The organism is Sphingopyxis sp. OAS728, from assembly GCF_014873485.1.
Classification (GTDB): Bacteria; Pseudomonadota; Alphaproteobacteria; order Sphingomonadales; family Sphingomonadaceae; genus Sphingopyxis.
This window is the reverse complement of sequence record NZ_JADBDT010000001.1, coordinates 1,432,667-1,448,618: the sequence shown is the minus strand read 5'-3', so window position 1 is coordinate 1,448,618 and position 15,952 is coordinate 1,432,667. Positions and strand designations below refer to the sequence as shown.

Genomic DNA, 15,952 nt, shown 5'->3' with positions numbered 1-15,952 from the left:
ATCCAAGCGCAGCCAGCAAGAATGCCAGAAACAAGGCGGTTCGCATCGTGACTTTTTTCCACGCTGGCTGCTCCCGGGTCAATATAGCTTTATGCGACGCTCCGAAGCGGGAGGCCCGCCGAAGGGGCGACCTCGGGACACTCGTGTAGATCGTAGCCGGCCGTTTCCGTACCGATGCGCGCGAGCTCGCCATGGACCCGCAACACGTCTCCGCTTACGCCGACAAGCGCGAGTTGCGCCTTGGCGAGCCGGTGGATCGTTGCTTGCCCCGCCACCGCGGGGATGCTGCCGATGTCGCGCCGCGCGGTCACGATCGTCGTTATCAGCGAGGATACGGCGACGAGCGCGTCATCGATCCGGCCTTCGGTGGCGGGTACGTCGCGCTGGAGGCGGGCGGCTGTGTTTGTGATCGAACTGGACATAGCTTCTCCTTTGCGGGGAACGGCAGGCGATCCCCGATACTGGCTTCGGTTGATGGGAGGGATCAGTCCGAGATCAGCCGCGTCAGAACGTCGCCGATGATCAGGCCGGCGAGAACGAGAAAGACTGTCAGGACCAAAAGGACAGCCGTTATCGTGCCTCGCGTTATCGGAGGGTGGTCGGACCTCCAAAAATCCCCGAACGGCGACTGTGCGAGGAGCGACGCGCCTTCTTCCGGCGCTGTCGTCCCGGCCGGATCACCGTCCGCAAAGTCGGATGACACAAGCTTGCGGCCTTGGGGAACATGCATCGGATCATATGTGATTTGATCATATATCGCCTTGAGCCGGGCATAGCGCAAAGCGGCATCGCCGCGATCGCTCGCCCCCAAGATGACCCGCGCTGCCGCAATGCGCTGGTCGACCGTCGGCTTTGAAATCTTCAGGATCCGCGCAATCTGTTTGGACGTCCTGTGATCGAGTACCAGGTCGAGACAAGCACGGTGCTTTTCGGTGAGACGCGCCCCGCGCGCACTGTCGTCAGATAGAATAGTGTGCGATTCGGCCATGTTGACACTCTTGTCAAAAAGCCGGGCATGGCAAGGACTGCAGCTGAGCGCCGCCGCCTCTTCAGCGGAAAATCCGCCTCGCGGGGATTTTCCGAAAAATCGGCCGATTGCACCCCATTTCTTGGGATGGCGAAGATTGCTCATTTGATTGAGACCTGTCGGCATTCATTGCACGGGAGCGGCTGGATGCGGATCGCACGTGAGCGACGACGAATGCGGGTCCGTCCAGCTGGATTCACCGTTTCCGTCGAACGGTTGCGGTCCCCCCTCGGCGATGACGCGTGCGACGACCACGCATTCCCGTCATGCCGCTCGAGCGGCTGATCGAGCAGCACCGCAAATCGGTCCGCGCCGCACGGCGCGACCGGGATATCCTGACCGGTACGGTCGACGCCGTTCGCGAACTGGGATTCGACCGCGTGGCGCTCGTTCAGATGCTGTGGTTCGTGCGCCAGGAACGTTGCTATTTCTGCCTCGACAATTACGGCGAATGGCACGACATCTTTATCGCGCGCCATTATTATCGCCGCGATCCGGTACACCTCGCCTCGCTGCGAACGAACCGATGTTTCGCATGGAACGAACTCGGTTCGATTCTCGGGCGAAGCCGCGTGCATCGGCCGATCCTGGACGAGGCCGCGCGTCACGGACTGCGCCGGGGTATCACCGTTCCGATCGGGGTTCCCGGCGAGCCGCCGGGCAGCGGATCGCTGGCGACCGCTGCATGCGATCTTCCTCCGCGCGATCATTGCCGCGCCGCCGCATGGATCGTCGACGAAGCGTTCGCGGAGGTGCGTCGCATCTACGGCTATCCCTCCGCCGTCGGCGACGAGCCGCCGCCGCTCAGTCCGCGCCGGCTGGAATGCCTCCGCCTCGCGGCTCTGGGCCATAGCGACGCCGAGATCGCGCATCGCATGGGCATCGCGCTCTCGACCGTGCTCACCCACATGAAATATCTGCGCCAAACCTATGCCGTTCGCAGTCGCACGCAGCTCGCGCGGATCGCGCAGCGCCACGGGCTGATCGGCGTCAACGACATCATTCCCTAGAACTGGGGATGCCCGGCGTTCCGATTTGCTGGTCGACTTGGTGCTCAACAAGCCGGGAGTCGACCGTGGAACAATCTTTTGAACTTTATCGCTGCAGCACCGCGCGACGGAAGCCCGATCTCGGGGTCTGCCTCCATGGCTGACGTGCGTCCGTTCATGAACACTCACGCGGCCGCGGCCTATCTCTGTATAGGGTGGCGAAAGCTCAGGAGACTGCGTGCCAGTGGACAAGGCCCGCGGTACCGAAGGCACGGCCGTCTGATCGTCTATTGCGTCGAGGACCTCGACGCATGGTCCCGGACGACGATCGTCGAGGGGCGCCCGCATGGGTGATGGCCGCTTCGCGAGACTGTTCCGGCTGCGCGCGCTGCGCGTGCCGGCCGTCCGTCACCAAAAGGCCTTTCTGGCTGGCGCCGCCGCAGGCGTCGTCGCCGCGGTGACTGCAGCCTTGCTGACGCCGCCCAGGCCGTTGCTGATCTGGAACGTTTCCGCCAGCGCGGCGATCGGTCTCTATGCGGTGGGCAGCGCAGCGCCACCCGCCCGAGGCGACCTGGTCGCAGCGCGGCTGCCGCCGAGCTGGCGTGTCCTCGGCAGCACGCGGCGCTACATTCCCGCGAACGTCCCGCTGATCAAGCGCGTTGCGGCCAGGGCCGGTGACCGCGTCTGTGCGGCCGGTGCCGATATCACGGTCAATGGCCTCAGGGTCGCGCTGCGGCTCGATATCGACGGCGCGGGGCGGCCGATGCCGCGTTGGTCTGGCTGCATCGTCCTTGGCCGCGGCGAGTATCTGCTGCTCATGCCCGGCGCTGCATCCTTCGACGGGCGCTATTTCGGTCCGACCGCGGAGAGCGACATCGTCGGCAAGGTCCATCTGCTTTGGACGCGCTGAGGCTCTCCGCACTGATCGCGGCGGCCGCGGCAGCGGCGGTAGCAACGACAGTGACAGCTCCCGCGCACGCCGCCGCGGCGCCCGCAGCGATGAACCCGACCGAGCTTTGGCGTTCGCATATAGAAGAAGCCTCGGGGCGATTTGGCGTTCCGGCGCAATGGATCGAACGCGTGCTGATCGCGGAAAGCGGCGGACGCACGATATGGCATGGTCGCCCGATCGTAAGTCATGCCGGCGCCATGGGATTGATGCAGTTGATGCCGGCGACATGGGCCGAGATGCGTCGCCGCCTCGGTCTCGGCCAAGATCCACACGCGCCGCGCGACAACATCCTTGCGGGGACGCTCTATCTTCGCCTGATGTACGATCGTTTCGGTTATCCTGGCCTCTTCGGCGCCTATAATGCCGGCCCGGCGCGTTACGCGGCCTATCTGGAAGGCCGACGCTCGCTCCCCAGGGAGACGCGCGATTATCTCAGGAAGGTCGCGAGAACCGGTCCGCCGGCGCCCCGGCTTGGGTCTTCGCAGGCAACCTTCTTCGCGGCCGAACCGAAATCGCGGACTCCCGAAATCCCGGCTGCCAAGGGCGACATCTTCTTCATAAAACGCTGAGCGACGGCGGAGAAGGACGGTTACAGGCGACCGGCCGGGGACGCCATCCGTTGCGCGCGGTTGATGCGCGCGGCTGAAATGGGCGCACACTGGCGGCGGGGGCCGCCGCCAGAGGTCGCGCGCTTGTTCATTTGGCCGCGCAGGCGCTCTTGGGCTCGCGGTCTTGGCGAAACGGCGGCGCACGTCTCGCGCCGGGTAAACAGCGCTGCCGCGCTGTTCCGGCCCTGGCGGCGCCATGGCCGACCCGTCGCATCCGTGCGCACGCCGCTCCGCCTGCGGTTCGCCAAGGGCACCGTTTTCTTCTGCTCGGCGCAGCGGCCCTGACGGGCCGCGGTGCCGTCGATCATTGGGAGGGGCGCGCGCCGCGCCTTGTTCGACCCCCAGCGTCTGCCGACCGGCTTCATTTCGGTTCCTCTTCGTCCGTCATGTCCGATCGAGCGGGCGAAGCGACAAGGTGGCTGGGGAACATGCTGATGACGCCGCGCGCCGGCGGCGCGCGGCCGCGCTTTGCGAGGCGGCGCACCGGAACGGCGGTTCGGGCGGCGCAGGGCCATGGGGCCGCCCGGCGGCTCCGCAAGCCGTCATGCTTCCGGCTCCTCCGCTTCGCTCCGGCCCTTCGGGTGCGGACCCGCCTCTGGGGCGACCCCTTTGTCCTGATCTGCAGCCCGCCCCGCCGTCCGGGGCCGGCCGCGGCGGTTTTTGGTCAGGAGGATCCGCACCGATGGTTTTTCATCCGCAAGCCTTGGCGAATGGCCGCGAGGCGCTTTCGAACACTCGGGACATGTCGGCGACACCGACACCGACACCGAGACTGACTCCGGTCCCGGCGCCGACGCGGACCCCGACACCGACACCGACACCGACACCGACACCGACACCGGCTCGGGCCTCGACGTCGACAAAGGCGGGGGAGGCGCGCGGGCCGAAAAAGCGCGAACGCCGCTCGGCGGGTCGCAGCGAACGCGACGCGGCGCCGTGCGCGTCGCTTTACGACGAGGTTACCGCGCGCATCGTCGCCGAGCTGGAAGCCGGGCGCGTGCCATGGGTCCAGCCATGGGACGCCGCCGCTTGTCCGCCGGGGCTGCCCCGCAACGCGGACAGCGGGCGGAGCTATTCGGGCATCAACATCCTTATACTCTGGGGCGAGGCGGCGGCGCGCGGCTTTGCCGCGCAGCGCTGGCTGACCTTCCGTCAGGCGCTCGGCGCGGGCGGCGCGGTGCGCCGGGGCGAGAAGGGCACGACGATCTTCTATGCCGCGCGCTTCACGCCGAAAAGTGGCGAGGGCGATGCCGGTGCGGGCGCATCGCATGCATCGGGCCCGGCGAACGGCGGCGAAATCGGCGGCAACGCGAGCGGGGACGAGCGCGGCGTGCCGTTTCTCAAGCGCTTCACCGTCTTCAATGTCGATCAGTGCGAGGGGCTGCCGCCGCGTTGCCTGCTGACCGACATGCCGCTGCCGCCGCGCGAAACCGTGCCCATCGCCGAGGCGCTGATCGCGGCAAGCGGCGCCGATTTCCGCATTGGCGGCCATGAAGCCTATTATTCGCCCTCGCATGATTTCGTCGCGGTGCCGCCGCAACAGGCTTTCCGCAGTCAGATAGATTATTATCGAACCGCGCTGCACGAACTCGGTCACTGGACCGGGCATCGCTCCCGGCTCGACCGCGACCAATCGGGACCCTTCGCGGGCGCCGCCTATGGGCGCGAGGAGCTTTGCGCCGAACTCGCGAGCGCCTTCCTCTGCGCCGCGCTCGGCATCAAGCCGACCGTCCGTCACGCCGACTATATCGGCGCGTGGCTCGCGATTTTGCGCGCCGATACGCGCGCGATCTTCAAGGCCGCGAGCCTCGCGAGTAAGGCGGCGGACTATCTCATGGCCTTTGCACCCGACGCGGCACGCGCCGCGCGCGGCGCGGATGCGGCGGGAGAGGAGCGATGAGCCTGCTTCCCCACAGCCTCGCCTTCGCGCTCCACGCCAACGGCTTGACGGGCCGCATCCACGCCGCGCAGGGTGGGCGCTTCGACCCATGGCCCGTCCTTAAATTGATCAATCCGGTGGGCGCGGCGACTTGGATCGCGACCGAACTCGCCGAGGACGGCGACACGCTGTTCGGCCTCGCCGACCTTGGCTTCGGATGCCCCGAACTCGGCTGCTTTTCACTGCGCGAAATCAAGACGGTGCGGCTGCCTTTCGGCCTTGCCATCGAGCGCGATGCGGACTTCGACCCGCTCGCGCCGCTCTCGGTCTGGACCGAGACCGCGCAGCGGCTCGGCTCGATTGCGCGCGCCGAAGCGGCGCTCAGGCGCGGCAAATCCGACCGGCTTCTGCCCGAACCCGACCGTCGCCCCGAGCCGGGCGAGGGAGGCGAGGGCAGCTGACGCGGCGGCGCGTTTTCGCCGTCAATCGAAGCCGATCCCGCCGAGACTCCACCCCCAACGGGACCGGCACTCACTAGGAGCATGTGCCATGAAACTCGATTTTATCGATCTCGACAAGCTGTCGATTGCCAAGACGAATATGCGCGGCAAAGGAAAGGATCCCGACGTCGCGGATATCTTGCCGAGCATTCGCGCACGCGGCGTTCTCGTTCCATTGCTCGTGCGCCCGAACTGTTCGGAAGGGCATTTCGAGATTGTCGCCGGACGGCGCCGCTTCACGGCAATGAATGCCGTTGCGCGCGAAGGCGTTAAGGTGAAGCCGCTGCCGTGCGCTATCCTCGACGATGCCGACGACGCCGCTGCCATCGAAGCGTCGATGCTCGAAAATCTGGCGCGCGTGAAGCCCGACGAGGTTAGCCAGTGGGAGGCGTTCATTGCGCTGGTCAAGGCGGGCCGCAACGTCGAGGACATCGCCGATGTCTTCGGCTTTGAGGTCTCGGCGGTGAAGCGCATCCTTGCGCTCGGCGCGCTGCTGCCGCGCATCCGCACCCTCTATCGCGGCGGCGAGATCGACGCCGCCACCGTGCGCCATCTGACTCTTGCCTCGAAAAGCCAGCAGACCGCTTGGCTGGCGCTGCGCGACGACGCGCAGGCCTATTGTCCGACCGGCCATCAGCTGAAAGCATGGCTCTTCGGCGGCAGCGCGATTGCGGTGAAGCATGCGCTGTTCGATGCCGAGGCGAGCGGCGCCGCCATCGTCGCCGACCTCTTCGGCGAGGACCGTTTCTTCGCCGACAGCGATGCCTTCTGGGCCGCGCAGATAGCCGAGATCGAAGCGCGCAAGGCTGGCTATATCGAGGCCGGTTGGAGCGATGTTGCGGTACTCGCGCGCGGCGAATGGTTCCGCTCGTGGGACTATGCCCATGCCTCGAAGCGCAAGGGTGGGCGCGTCTATGTCGAGGTGCGCGACAGCGGCGAAGTGACCTTCCACGAAGGCTTCGTGACGGCGAAGGAAGCCGCGCGCGGCGCCAGCGCGGGCAGTTCTGCCGACCGCGTCAAAGCGGCACGGCCCGAGGTCACGTCGGCGATGAACACTTATATCGACCTCCACCGCCACGCCGCCGTTCGCGCCGACCTCGCGCGCCACGGCGGGGTCGCGCTTCGCGCGCTCGTGGCGCATGTCATCGCGGGCGCGGACCATTACCGCGTCGATGTCGAGAGTCAGCGCGCGCCGAAGGAGGACATCGCCGAGAGCGTCGAAACCTGTAGCGCCGAGGCCGTCTTCGATACGCAGCGGCGCGCGGTGCTTGGCGTGCTCGGTTTCGATCCCGAGGCGCCGACAGTGACGGGTTCGGGCTACAACCGGCCCGGCTTTGCGGGCGTGTTCGCGCGTCTGCTCGAGCTTCCCGATCCGGTGGTGATGGAAGTCGTCGCGGTCGTGATGGGCGAAACCTTGCAGGCGGGAAGCCTCGCGGTCGAGGCGATCGGCGTCCATCTCGGCACCGATATGCGCAGGCATTGGCATGCCGACGCGGCCTTCTTCGATCAGCTTCGCGACCGCGAAGTGCTGCTCGCCATCGTCGGCGAGGTGGCGGGCGCCGATGTCGCGACAGCGAACGGAAAGGAGAAGGCGAAGGCGCTGAAAGGGATCATCGCCGATCATCTGGACGGCGCCAACGGGCGCACGCAGGTCTCGGCGTGGGTTCCCGGATGGATGGCGTTCCCGCCTGCGGCCTATACGGCGCGCGGCGGCGTTGGCAGCGTCCGCGCGCATGCACGCTGGGGCGCCGATCTCGAAGCGATGGTCGATGCCGAATTAGCCGAGGGCCATCCCGCCGACGTGGATATGGATATCGACGGGGACGTCCAAAGCGACACCGAGGCCGAAGCCGAGGCCCCGCCGCTTGCGGCCTAAGGCAGGGGCGGGCGGTTCGCCGCCCGCCTTTCATCCGCCAGTTTCACCAACCTGATCGCGGCCATCGCGCCGTCCTTCGCCGCGCTGCGGCTCGTGACGGCGCGATGGATTTCTGTCGGGCGCGCGCCTCGGCCGCAAGCGGCCTCGGCGCGCTGAAGAAGAGAAGAAAAAAGGCGGCGCGCGAAGGTCTCGCGCGCTGCCAAGTCGATGATCTTCATCATCGCCCCCACAGATGATTGGAGGCTGCGGGTCGCTGCGGCCTCCGGTCGGCAGAAGTTGTCGTCGCGCACGCCCTGCCGCCGCGCGGATGATTCGCATAGGTTGAAAACGCCAAAGCGCCCCTGTTCGTCGAACGAATATCAGAATGACGGCTTGGGCGGGACGGGGTTCGCATCGGCAACGATCCCCGCGAATATGGGGCGGTGCGGTTTTCCCCATCCCACCGCCCCGACGATATGCGCATCGATGATGCATCGTCGCCAACCGGCTTCGCGGGGCTGGGTCGCAATCGGCCCCGCGACGCCGGCTGGTGCGCGGTCCTAGCGCGCTTTGCCGATACCAGAAAGCGACAAGTGGCGAAGCCCGCGAGGTGTGTCATCGCGCGACAGTCGCCCTTGCGTTCCCCGCTATCGCGGCCCGGTCGCGCGCCAAGCATCGGCAGCGATATGGCGCCGTTCGCCATGCCGGGATTCGCTTTCCTGAGCATGATCCCCGGACGATGGGGCGGCGCTTCGACTGCGGTTGAGCCAAGCCTGGTCGATCCCTGCTGCCGTCCGGATATCGCTGGCCCTTCGTCCTCCTTCGGTCTCCGCAAGCCCCGTCTCCCGGCGCCGGGCGAGGGACCTGGACCGGCGCGGCGCCGCGCGAAACCATCGGCGGGCGATTATTTCCCCGCGCGTGTGCCACGCGCTCCTCGCGGCCGCTTCGCTCTCAAATAATGGCCCGCCTCAAGTCCTCCGCTTCGCTGCGGCCCTTACGGGTTCGCGCGACGCCATCGCACCGGTCCTCAGGTCCGCCCATGCCGCGGGGACGGTCCCTGCGGCGGTTTTGAGGAGACGAAAAATGGCAGCCATCGGCTATGTGAACGGCAGCATCGACAAGGGTTTTGTCGGGCAGCTCAAGACGCTCACGATCCGCGCGGGCATCGAGGTTCGTACCAACCGCAGCAAGGCGGGCGAGACCCAGCCCGACTACCGGGTCTATTCGGACGGCGTCGAGATCGGCGCAGGCTGGATCCGTGTCGGGCAGGTCTCGGGCGAACAATATGTGTCGCTGACGCTTGCCGCCCCCGAGTTCGGACCGCGCCGGCTCTACTGCAATCTCGGCCGCGCCGCCGGGCAGGACGACGACGACAGCTATGCGCTGATCTGGAATCCGAACGACTGATCGCGGCTCTCGAACGCCCCCGTACCGGCGACGGTGCGGGGGCTTTTCGCTGTTCGAATTTCGCGAATAATCGCGGCGAAAGGTGCGAAACCCTTCGCCAAAAAATAGCGCCAGTCCGATGGCGCCGCGCGACTCCGGGAGGGTGGGGGCTCGTCTCGGCAAGGCCAAGTGTGACGGGCGGCGGCGCGGCTGTGCAAGGCCGGCGGTCCCCCCAATTTTCTGCGAAAATCGGTTCCCCCACCGCCGCTTCGCGGCGCGCTCCGCGCGGCCCTGACAGCCGCGCCGCCGCCCGTCTTTGAAGGAACGTCCTCGATGAGGAGGGCGTTTCGCAAAGGAGAAGGATCATGTTTCAGTCTTCGATCAGCATCGGTGATACCCGCGTGTTTGAACGGCTCGTTGCCGGACTCGAAATCGAGTTCGGAAGCGTGGCGGCGGAAGGCCTGGCGCGGCAATTTATCGAGGCCGAGGGCGCCGATTTTTACTGGGAAGCGAGGGGGCGCGAACGCAGGCTCGGCAGCTATGAGCGCCTCGACCGGGACGAGGAAGATGCGCTCGATCGCGTCGCGGTGAGCGGAATATTGGACGGGCGGCACTATGTCGCGGTGCTGCTTGTCGATGCACTGGGATCGGTCGATGCGCTGCTGGGCGTGCGGCATTTTCAGGATGAGATAGCCGCCGACGAGGCATTCGAAACGACAGTTTGAGGGGCGCCGATCGCGCTTGAAAAGGAGCGGTGCCGTCGAGGCACTGCTCCTCTTTCTCTGCCTGTCTGGGGTGGCAAGGGGGCGGCGGGGAGAGCGGCTGGGAAGGGAGGAGGAGCGTCGGATCGAGGGGTGCGCGCTGATAGCAAGATAGAAGCAATATCTCGCGATATTGTAACTCACTGTCTGCACATCCTTTTTTGGCCGGTTTCGCGAGACACGCGTTTCCGCCGCGAGACTCGCGGCGCGGATCACGTGGATTTCCGCGCCTTTCACGCCGCAAACGCGAGACTCCTTGTCAAATTCGGCGGAATTGCCATTCTAACCCTGGGGAGCGTCGTTCCGACTGGAAGGACGCGATATGGACGATGATGATTTCACCCCGCGGCTTGGGCGCATGCGCAGCCGCGGCAAGGAAGCCCGCTACATCGGGCTCGTGGTCAAGGCGGCGCGGCGTGCGGGCAAGAGAAGCGGCAGGCGCGGCCCGTTCGACGGCAGCCGGATCGGTCGCGGCGCAAGCGTCGCGCGGGTGCTGCGCGGACAGGGCAGGCATGCAGCGCTCCGGTCTCGCCGGGTCATCGTGAAGTTTCGTCCCGTCACGCTCGCCGGCAAGGGGCTCGGCGCCGCCAAGGCGCATTTCTCCTATATCCAGCGCGACGGCGTGACGCGCGAGGGGTTGCCGGGCGAACTTTATTCGGCCGATGTCGACGTCGCCGACGGCAAGTCGTTCCTCGCCCGTTGCGCGCAGGATCGGCATCAGTTCCGGATGATCGTCGCGCCCGAGGACGGCGATCAATTTGCCGACCTCAAATCTTACGTCCGCCGGCTCATGAGCGAGATGGAGAAAGACCTCGGCACGAAGCTCGACTGGGTCGCCGTCGACCATTTCAACACCGGTCATCCGCACAGCCATGTGATGATCCGCGGCAAAAATGATCGCGGCGCCGATCTGGTCATCGCGCGCGAGTATATTTCGCACGGCGCCCGCGAGCGCGCGATGGCGATCGCGACACTCGACCTGGGGCCCCGAACCGACCTCGAAATTGATGCGCGCCTCCGCTCCGATGTCGGCGAGGAGAGGCTGACCGCGATTGACCGCCGGCTGGTTCGCGACATGAACGATCTCGGCCTCGTCACCGCGCGCGATCGCGACCCGCTCCAGCAATCCTTGCGGACGGGACGATTGCAGAAGCTCGCACGGATGGATCTCGCCACGCATCTGGGCGGCGACAGCTGGCGTCTCGAACCGCGCTTCGCCGATACGCTCCGCCGCATGGGCGAGCGCGGCGATATTATCCGCACGATGCAGCGCGAGCTCGGCGCGAGAAAGGTCGAACGCGCGAGCACCGATCGCCTGATCTTTGAACCCACGGCTGGGGCGAGCACGCGGCTCGTTGGCCGCGTGATCATGCGCGGACTGGCCGACGAGCATGACGATCGCCATTATCTGCTCGTCGATGGGGTCGATGGTCGCGCCCATTATGTCGACATCGGCGTCGGCGAAAAGACCGAACCGACCCCCGAAGGCGCGATCGTCAGCATCGCACCGCGCGGCGGGGGCGTGCGCGGCGTGGACCGAACCATCATCGAGGTCGCTGCGGCGAACGACGGGCGCTACTCGGTCGACGCCCATTTACGCCACGACCCTGCGGCGCAGCAGGCGTTCGCCGAGACGCATGTTCGCCGGCTCGAGGCAATGCGAAGGGTGATGCGTAGCGTCGAGCGCGAGCCCGACGGGACATGGACGATATCGTCCGATCATCTCGCCAAGGTCGAGGCGTTCGAAAAGCGGCAGCTGCGAAGCCGCCCTGTCGATGTCGAAATCCTGTCCGCTGAACCGATCGAGAAATTACCCGCGATCGATGCCGCAACGTGGATCGATCGCGAGCTCGTGACCGAGACCCCAACCCAGCTGCGCAATGCCGGGTTCGGACGCGAGGTCAGAGCCGCGCAAGCGTTGCGGCGTCAGTGGCTGATCGCCGAGCAGTTAGCAGAAGAGCAGGGCGGGCAAGTCACTTACCGTCGCGGTATGCTCGCGGCCCTCCAGCGCCGTGAATTGCTGCGCGTTGCCGGGCAGCTGTCGGAGGAGCTTGGCAAGCCCTTCAAGGAGGCTAAGTCTGGCGAGCGGATCGAGGGTCGTTTTGTGCGAACGGTGGAGATGGCGAGCGGGCGGCACGCGTTGGTCGAACGATCACGGGATTTTACGCTGGTACCGTGGCGGCCGGTACTCGATCGGCAAATCGGCAAGCCCGTTGCAGGCATCATGCGTGACGGCGGGATCAATTGGACGATGGGGCGGCAGCGCAGCGGCCCGTCGATATCGTGAGTGACCTCCGGCCTTCCAACGCAGCCGCGCACCAAGTTATTCAATCGCATTCGCGCGGTCGTTAGCCCTTGCCAAACTGCGCGATATTCCCGAAGATTCATTACCATGCGCACCGACCTCGACCATCTTCCCGCGGCCAAGCAGCGCGAGCTTGAGCGCGTCGTCGAAATCATTTTCGACGAGTTCGGCCAGGCGACCGAGAATGCGACCGGGCCGCGCAAGGGTGCGCGCATTCTCAAGATCATTCTCTTCGGTAGTCATGCACGGGGAGACTGGATCGATGCGCCGCTGTCGGCGAACCAGTATAAATCCGATTATGACATCCTCATCATCGTCAGCCAGAAGGAGCTGACCGATCGCGCCGCTTATTGGGCGAAGGCCGAGGAACGATTGATCCGCGCGTACACGATTGAGAGGACGCTTCGGACCCCAGTGAACTTCATCATACACAGCCTGCATGAGGTGAACGAGGGGCTATCGCACGGGCGTGTTTTCTTCATGGAGGTCGTGAAGGACGGGATAGCAATTTACGAAACTGAAGGGCGAGGACTGGCTACGCCGAAGCCTAAGACACCGGATCAGGCATTGGTGGCGGCGAAGGACTACTTTGAGGAGGGCATGCCGACCGCGCTTGCGTTCTTTCGAAGCTACAAGCACGCGTTAGACGATGGCTTCTGCAAGAACGCCGCCTTTCAGCTTCATCAGGCCACGGAGCAGCTTTACCACTGCCTGCTACTCACAGTCACTTTCTACACACCCTACAACCACAACATTGCGTTTCTGCGTTCGCTTGCGGAGGGGCTAGATCGCCGTCTCTTTGGAATTTGGCCTGAGAGCAATCGACGCGAGCGGGCCATGTTCCAAAAGTTGAAGGAAGCCTACACCAAGGCGCGCTATTCGAAACATTACAAAATCAGCGAAGAAGAACTCATCTGGCTCGGCGCGCGAGTTGAGGGACTCGGGCACGCTGTCCATCAGGTATGTACCGACAAAATCGCCGAACTCGAAAAGGGCGCCGCCGCGACATAGGCGCGCCGCCCTGCGACTTGAAGGGACCCGGCGATTCTGGCATGATCGTCGTCACGGGATGGAGAGACTGGCGGCCATCCTGAGGATAATCCTGCCAGGCATCATGTAGGTCCGGCTGCGCGTCGGACGGTTGCTGAGAGCCGCTTCGTCGGCGCTAGCGGACACCGCTTGCACATCTGCGCATGATTGCGCGGACCGCCGCGGTGCGAGCTGCAGTTGCATACCCCTCATCCGAACGACGTTTACGCGCGCGAAGTCGTGATGGCGCGCGTCGGCCACTTGGTCAGGCGCAAGCAACGCGAGATCGAGCGGATCACGCGCATCCTGCGCGCTTTCTTCGACCCTAGCCGGAGTCAGGCCCCCGAACTTGGACACATCAAGCGGATCATCCTGATTGGTCCATATGCGCGCCGAACGTGGTACGAAGACAAGCGTACAATCGACTTCTCCGATTACGAACTCTGGATCGTCGTCAATCATCCGCTGTTTGCCGACGAGCGATGCTGGGAACGTGCCCGGGATGTCATCCGTAGCGAGCTCGGCGACCGCTGCGCCGTAAATATCGAGATCTATCCGAAGTCCGACATCCGTATCGCCAAGGCGGAGCGCGACACCTTCATTCTCGATCGTATCGAGGCGGGGATCACACTCTACCGCGCTTCACGGGATGCGCGGCTGACCTCGCGCGGAAACCGGGAGCCATGATGGCGCCGGGCTCCACCGCCTCTTTTGAGGCCTTCTACCGGTCGCAGAACCGATGCTTATTCCATTTCTTCAGACGGCGGGCAGGCTGTGACGCGGCGGCCGATCTTGTGCAGGAAGTTTTTGCAAGGATGCTGTGCGCCGATGTTTTCGAACGACTTGATAATCCTCGCGCCTATATGTTCAGCGCCGCCCGTAACCTCCTGATCGAGAGATCGCGTAGGAAAGCGCGCAAAGCCCGGCTATTCCCGCTCGATGAAGGACGCGATGCTCCGGTTTGCCCTGAACAAACCTATTCAATCGAGGCTGCCGACTTGCGGCGAACATTGCGACGGACAATTCTCGCAATGCCGCGTCGGACACGTCGCATCTTTCTGATGCATCGGCTGCGAAGCCAGACATATCGGGAGATCGCAAACGAGGTTGGCATCGGCGAGCAGGGCGTTGAATATCATATGATGCGTGCTCTTGCGCGCTGCCGCACAGCAGTGGCGTCTCAATGATGACGGACTAACTTTTTGCCTCGAGGCCGCGAGAGGAGGACCTTCCGGTTTGCGCCTGGTCCCAGTCATAGCTGGCGATGCATCAGCTGCCTAAAAGCTGCCGTTTAGGCGTGTCAGAACATTACGGCAGGGACGCGCCGGGTTGCGATCATTTTGGGCGGCATTCGCCGCTACCAGAAACTAACGTTCGGATCTCAGATCACGAATACAAGTTTCGTGCTGGCGTTCCGGATTGACTATAACTTGAACGCCTTCAATTCTTGGAGGCGTTGCTCATCCCCACATTCCTCCGCCAACTTCTGCACCCATTGATCGGAGAATGTGTAGTCGCCGTGAGCCGCGTGGTAGATGCAATAATCTCGGTTGGTATTCTCTGGTTGAGCTGCCCCCGTACGCGGGCGAACTTCGAATTTGCGCCATGCTTGGGTATGATTGTACTGTGTGAACACCACGCCAGTCATCTCTGCGACTTTCTTAATTACGTCGCCGGGGCGATGGGGATACAGATGATCTGCTAACTTGTGCTGAACCAACACATTACGGATATCTTTACCCTCGGTCGAGTGCGGTTGAACAAACTGGAAGTGAGCACGAGACTTCGTAACTGCATCCAAAGTATAGATGACGCGAAATTGGTATTCGAGATCGGCGATCTGAGATTCGGTCATCCCCTCCCGCAACCGGGCGTCAATCGCATCGATCGCTTCAGGAATCTCGTACTGGTTTAGTGTGGTGGCTTGATCGAAGTTGAGCTTCGCAAACTGAAGCGCAAATGCCAGATCATGCGATAATGTGAGTTGGGCACCAAATAGCTCGCACATCGCCTTGTCGAAGTTCAGGCAGCACGCCTGGAACAAGCCAAGCCACTTAGAGTCTCCTCGACCAAGGAGCTTATGCTCGACGTCATCTCGCAGGATCTTCAATGCGCGGAGATTGTCCCTAATGCCTTTCGAGAGTGGGCAGTCGTGGCGCTCGAGAATCTGACTTAGGAGAAGCGAGCGTCCGTCTTTGCCGACGATCTTCACACCCTTTCGCTCATAATGCTCGTGCATCAAATACGTCCACGCGACGTTCGCGAGCATAGCGAAAACCTCTGTTTTGAACCGCATCGCTGGACTGTTGAAAACCTGCACCGCGAGGATCATCGCCTCCCGCGCGCGGATCAGTCGCTCGTGATCAAACAGATTAAGGCCGGTCTTCTGGTCGTATGAGTTTTTCCGGATCTGGAAGAACTCAATTTCTTCGTCGCTAGCCGCGACAATGGTGTTGTCTTTCTTCGTCTCCGTGATGCGACCGCTGTTGATTGTCGCCTCGCGACCCACGTTGACAAGCGCCTGAATGTCTTGGTTGCGCCACCCCTTGGCAAGTAGAGCCTTTACGATAGGCTTCTCTGAAGCTGACAGAGCACCTTCACGATTTCTTCCTGCCATGGGTCCCATCCCTCCATCTCAGTCGTCAACTACGACACCCCTGT

16 protein-coding genes are annotated in these 15,952 nt (G+C 64.1%); 12 read left to right on the top strand and 4 right to left on the bottom strand.

Annotated features, from left to right (window positions below; genetic code table 11):
- Positions 1-89: 89 nt before the first annotated feature.
- Together GGC65_RS06765 and GGC65_RS06760 are read right to left on the bottom strand one after the other, a co-directional pair.
- Entirely contained in the window at positions 90-422 is a 333-nt protein-coding gene (locus tag GGC65_RS06765; protein WP_192646453.1) for a hypothetical protein, read from the bottom strand.
- Positions 423-484: 62 nt separating this feature from the next.
- Positions 485-1,132: a sigma factor-like helix-turn-helix DNA-binding protein gene (locus GGC65_RS06760; RefSeq protein ID WP_225940708.1), complete on the bottom strand. Its 648-nt coding sequence runs from the start codon at positions 1,130-1,132 to the stop codon at positions 485-487.
- Between the two features lie 137 nt (positions 1,133-1,269).
- Here GGC65_RS06760 and GGC65_RS06755 point away from each other — a divergent pair, with 137 nt between their 5' ends.
- From GGC65_RS06755 to GGC65_RS06730, 6 genes are all read left to right on the top strand, one after another.
- Complete coding sequence (locus tag GGC65_RS06755) at positions 1,270-2,037, top strand: helix-turn-helix transcriptional regulator (protein WP_192646452.1); 768 nt, start codon at positions 1,270-1,272, stop codon at positions 2,035-2,037.
- 325 nt (positions 2,038-2,362) lie between these two features.
- Positions 2,363-2,926: a S26 family signal peptidase gene (locus GGC65_RS06750; RefSeq protein WP_192646451.1), complete on the top strand. Its 564-nt coding sequence runs from the start codon at positions 2,363-2,365 to the stop codon at positions 2,924-2,926.
- Between the two features lie 89 nt (positions 2,927-3,015).
- Positions 3,016-3,537: a lytic transglycosylase domain-containing protein gene (locus GGC65_RS06745; protein ID WP_192649427.1), complete on the top strand. Its 522-nt coding sequence runs from the start codon at positions 3,016-3,018 to the stop codon at positions 3,535-3,537.
- A gap of 781 nt (positions 3,538-4,318) precedes the next feature.
- Entirely contained in the window at positions 4,319-5,476 is a 1,158-nt protein-coding gene (locus GGC65_RS06740; RefSeq protein ID WP_192646450.1) for an ArdC family protein, read from the top strand.
- Positions 5,473-5,916 (top strand): DUF2958 domain-containing protein, encoded by a 444-nt coding sequence (locus GGC65_RS06735; protein WP_192646449.1) that lies wholly within the window; start codon positions 5,473-5,475, stop codon positions 5,914-5,916. Before GGC65_RS06740 ends, GGC65_RS06735 begins: the two co-directional genes overlap by 4 nt.
- 88 nt (positions 5,917-6,004) lie before the next feature.
- Entirely contained in the window at positions 6,005-7,831 is a 1,827-nt protein-coding gene (locus GGC65_RS06730; RefSeq protein WP_192646448.1) for a ParB/RepB/Spo0J family partition protein, read from the top strand.
- On the opposite strand, the gene GGC65_RS06725 is transcribed toward GGC65_RS06730, so the two are convergent.
- Positions 7,828-8,049 carry a hypothetical protein gene (locus GGC65_RS06725; protein ID WP_192646447.1) on the bottom strand — a complete coding sequence of 74 codons (222 nt, stop codon included), beginning with the start codon at positions 8,047-8,049 and terminating at the stop codon, positions 7,828-7,830. The two genes, GGC65_RS06730 and GGC65_RS06725, sit on opposite strands and share 4 nt — an antisense overlap.
- Positions 8,050-8,893: 844 nt before the next feature.
- Between GGC65_RS06725 and GGC65_RS06720 the strand changes: the two genes are divergently transcribed.
- The 6 genes from GGC65_RS06720 to GGC65_RS06695 all read left to right on the top strand — a co-directional run bounded on the left by GGC65_RS06720 (position 8,894) and on the right by GGC65_RS06695 (position 14,478).
- Positions 8,894-9,217 carry a DUF736 domain-containing protein gene (locus tag GGC65_RS06720; RefSeq protein WP_192646446.1) on the top strand — a complete coding sequence of 108 codons (324 nt, stop codon included), beginning with the start codon at positions 8,894-8,896 and terminating at the stop codon, positions 9,215-9,217.
- 344 nt (positions 9,218-9,561) lie between these two features.
- On the top strand, positions 9,562-9,921 hold the full coding sequence (locus tag GGC65_RS06715; RefSeq protein WP_192646445.1) for a hypothetical protein: 360 nt from the start codon (positions 9,562-9,564) through the stop codon (positions 9,919-9,921).
- Between the two features lie 358 nt (positions 9,922-10,279).
- Positions 10,280-12,244 (top strand): relaxase/mobilization nuclease RlxS, encoded by a 1,965-nt coding sequence (gene rlxS, locus GGC65_RS06710; RefSeq protein ID WP_192646444.1) that lies wholly within the window; start codon positions 10,280-10,282, stop codon positions 12,242-12,244.
- 105 nt (positions 12,245-12,349) lie between these two features.
- Positions 12,350-13,273 carry a nucleotidyltransferase and HEPN domain-containing protein gene (locus tag GGC65_RS06705; protein ID WP_192646443.1) on the top strand — a complete coding sequence of 308 codons (924 nt, stop codon included), beginning with the start codon at positions 12,350-12,352 and terminating at the stop codon, positions 13,271-13,273.
- Positions 13,274-13,459: 186 nt separating this feature from the next.
- Positions 13,460-13,978 carry a hypothetical protein gene (locus tag GGC65_RS06700; RefSeq protein WP_225940707.1) on the top strand — a complete coding sequence of 173 codons (519 nt, stop codon included), beginning with the start codon at positions 13,460-13,462 and terminating at the stop codon, positions 13,976-13,978.
- Positions 13,975-14,478 carry an RNA polymerase sigma factor gene (locus GGC65_RS06695; RefSeq protein ID WP_225940706.1) on the top strand — a complete coding sequence of 168 codons (504 nt, stop codon included), beginning with the start codon at positions 13,975-13,977 and terminating at the stop codon, positions 14,476-14,478. The genes GGC65_RS06700 and GGC65_RS06695 overlap by 4 nt, the downstream gene beginning before the upstream one ends.
- A 236-nt stretch (positions 14,479-14,714) precedes the next feature.
- Here the strand turns inward: GGC65_RS06695 and GGC65_RS06690 are convergent, their stop codons facing one another.
- Positions 14,715-15,908, bottom strand: a complete 1,194-nt coding sequence (locus GGC65_RS06690) for a DUF3644 domain-containing protein (RefSeq protein ID WP_225940705.1) — start codon at positions 15,906-15,908, stop codon at positions 14,715-14,717.
- Positions 15,909-15,952 lie beyond the last annotated feature (44 nt).

What these genes read in the sequence shown, in the direction of transcription:
- GGC65_RS06765 (WP_192646453.1), bottom strand. Translation starts at nt 422, where the DNA reads ATGTCCAGTTCGATCACAAACACAGCCGCCCGCCTCCAGCGCGACGTA.
- GGC65_RS06760 (WP_225940708.1), bottom strand. Translation starts at nt 1,132, where the DNA reads ATGAGCAATCTTCGCCATCCCAAGAAATGGGGTGCAATCGGCCGATTT.
- GGC65_RS06750 (WP_192646451.1), top strand. Translation starts at nt 2,363, where the DNA reads ATGGGTGATGGCCGCTTCGCGAGACTGTTCCGGCTGCGCGCGCTGCGC.
- GGC65_RS06745 (WP_192649427.1), top strand. Translation starts at nt 3,016, where the DNA reads ATGAACCCGACCGAGCTTTGGCGTTCGCATATAGAAGAAGCCTCGGGG.
- GGC65_RS06740 (WP_192646450.1), top strand. Translation starts at nt 4,319, where the DNA reads ATGTCGGCGACACCGACACCGACACCGAGACTGACTCCGGTCCCGGCG.
- GGC65_RS06735 (WP_192646449.1), top strand. Translation starts at nt 5,473, where the DNA reads ATGAGCCTGCTTCCCCACAGCCTCGCCTTCGCGCTCCACGCCAACGGC.
- GGC65_RS06730 (WP_192646448.1), top strand. Translation starts at nt 6,005, where the DNA reads ATGAAACTCGATTTTATCGATCTCGACAAGCTGTCGATTGCCAAGACG.
- GGC65_RS06725 (WP_192646447.1), bottom strand. Translation starts at nt 8,049, where the DNA reads ATGAAGATCATCGACTTGGCAGCGCGCGAGACCTTCGCGCGCCGCCTT.
- GGC65_RS06720 (WP_192646446.1), top strand. Translation starts at nt 8,894, where the DNA reads ATGGCAGCCATCGGCTATGTGAACGGCAGCATCGACAAGGGTTTTGTC.
- GGC65_RS06715 (WP_192646445.1), top strand. Translation starts at nt 9,562, where the DNA reads ATGTTTCAGTCTTCGATCAGCATCGGTGATACCCGCGTGTTTGAACGG.
- rlxS (WP_192646444.1), top strand. Translation starts at nt 10,280, where the DNA reads ATGGACGATGATGATTTCACCCCGCGGCTTGGGCGCATGCGCAGCCGC.
- GGC65_RS06705 (WP_192646443.1), top strand. Translation starts at nt 12,350, where the DNA reads ATGCGCACCGACCTCGACCATCTTCCCGCGGCCAAGCAGCGCGAGCTT.
- GGC65_RS06695 (WP_225940706.1), top strand. Translation starts at nt 13,975, where the DNA reads ATGATGGCGCCGGGCTCCACCGCCTCTTTTGAGGCCTTCTACCGGTCG.
- GGC65_RS06690 (WP_225940705.1), bottom strand. Translation starts at nt 15,908, where the DNA reads ATGGCAGGAAGAAATCGTGAAGGTGCTCTGTCAGCTTCAGAGAAGCCT.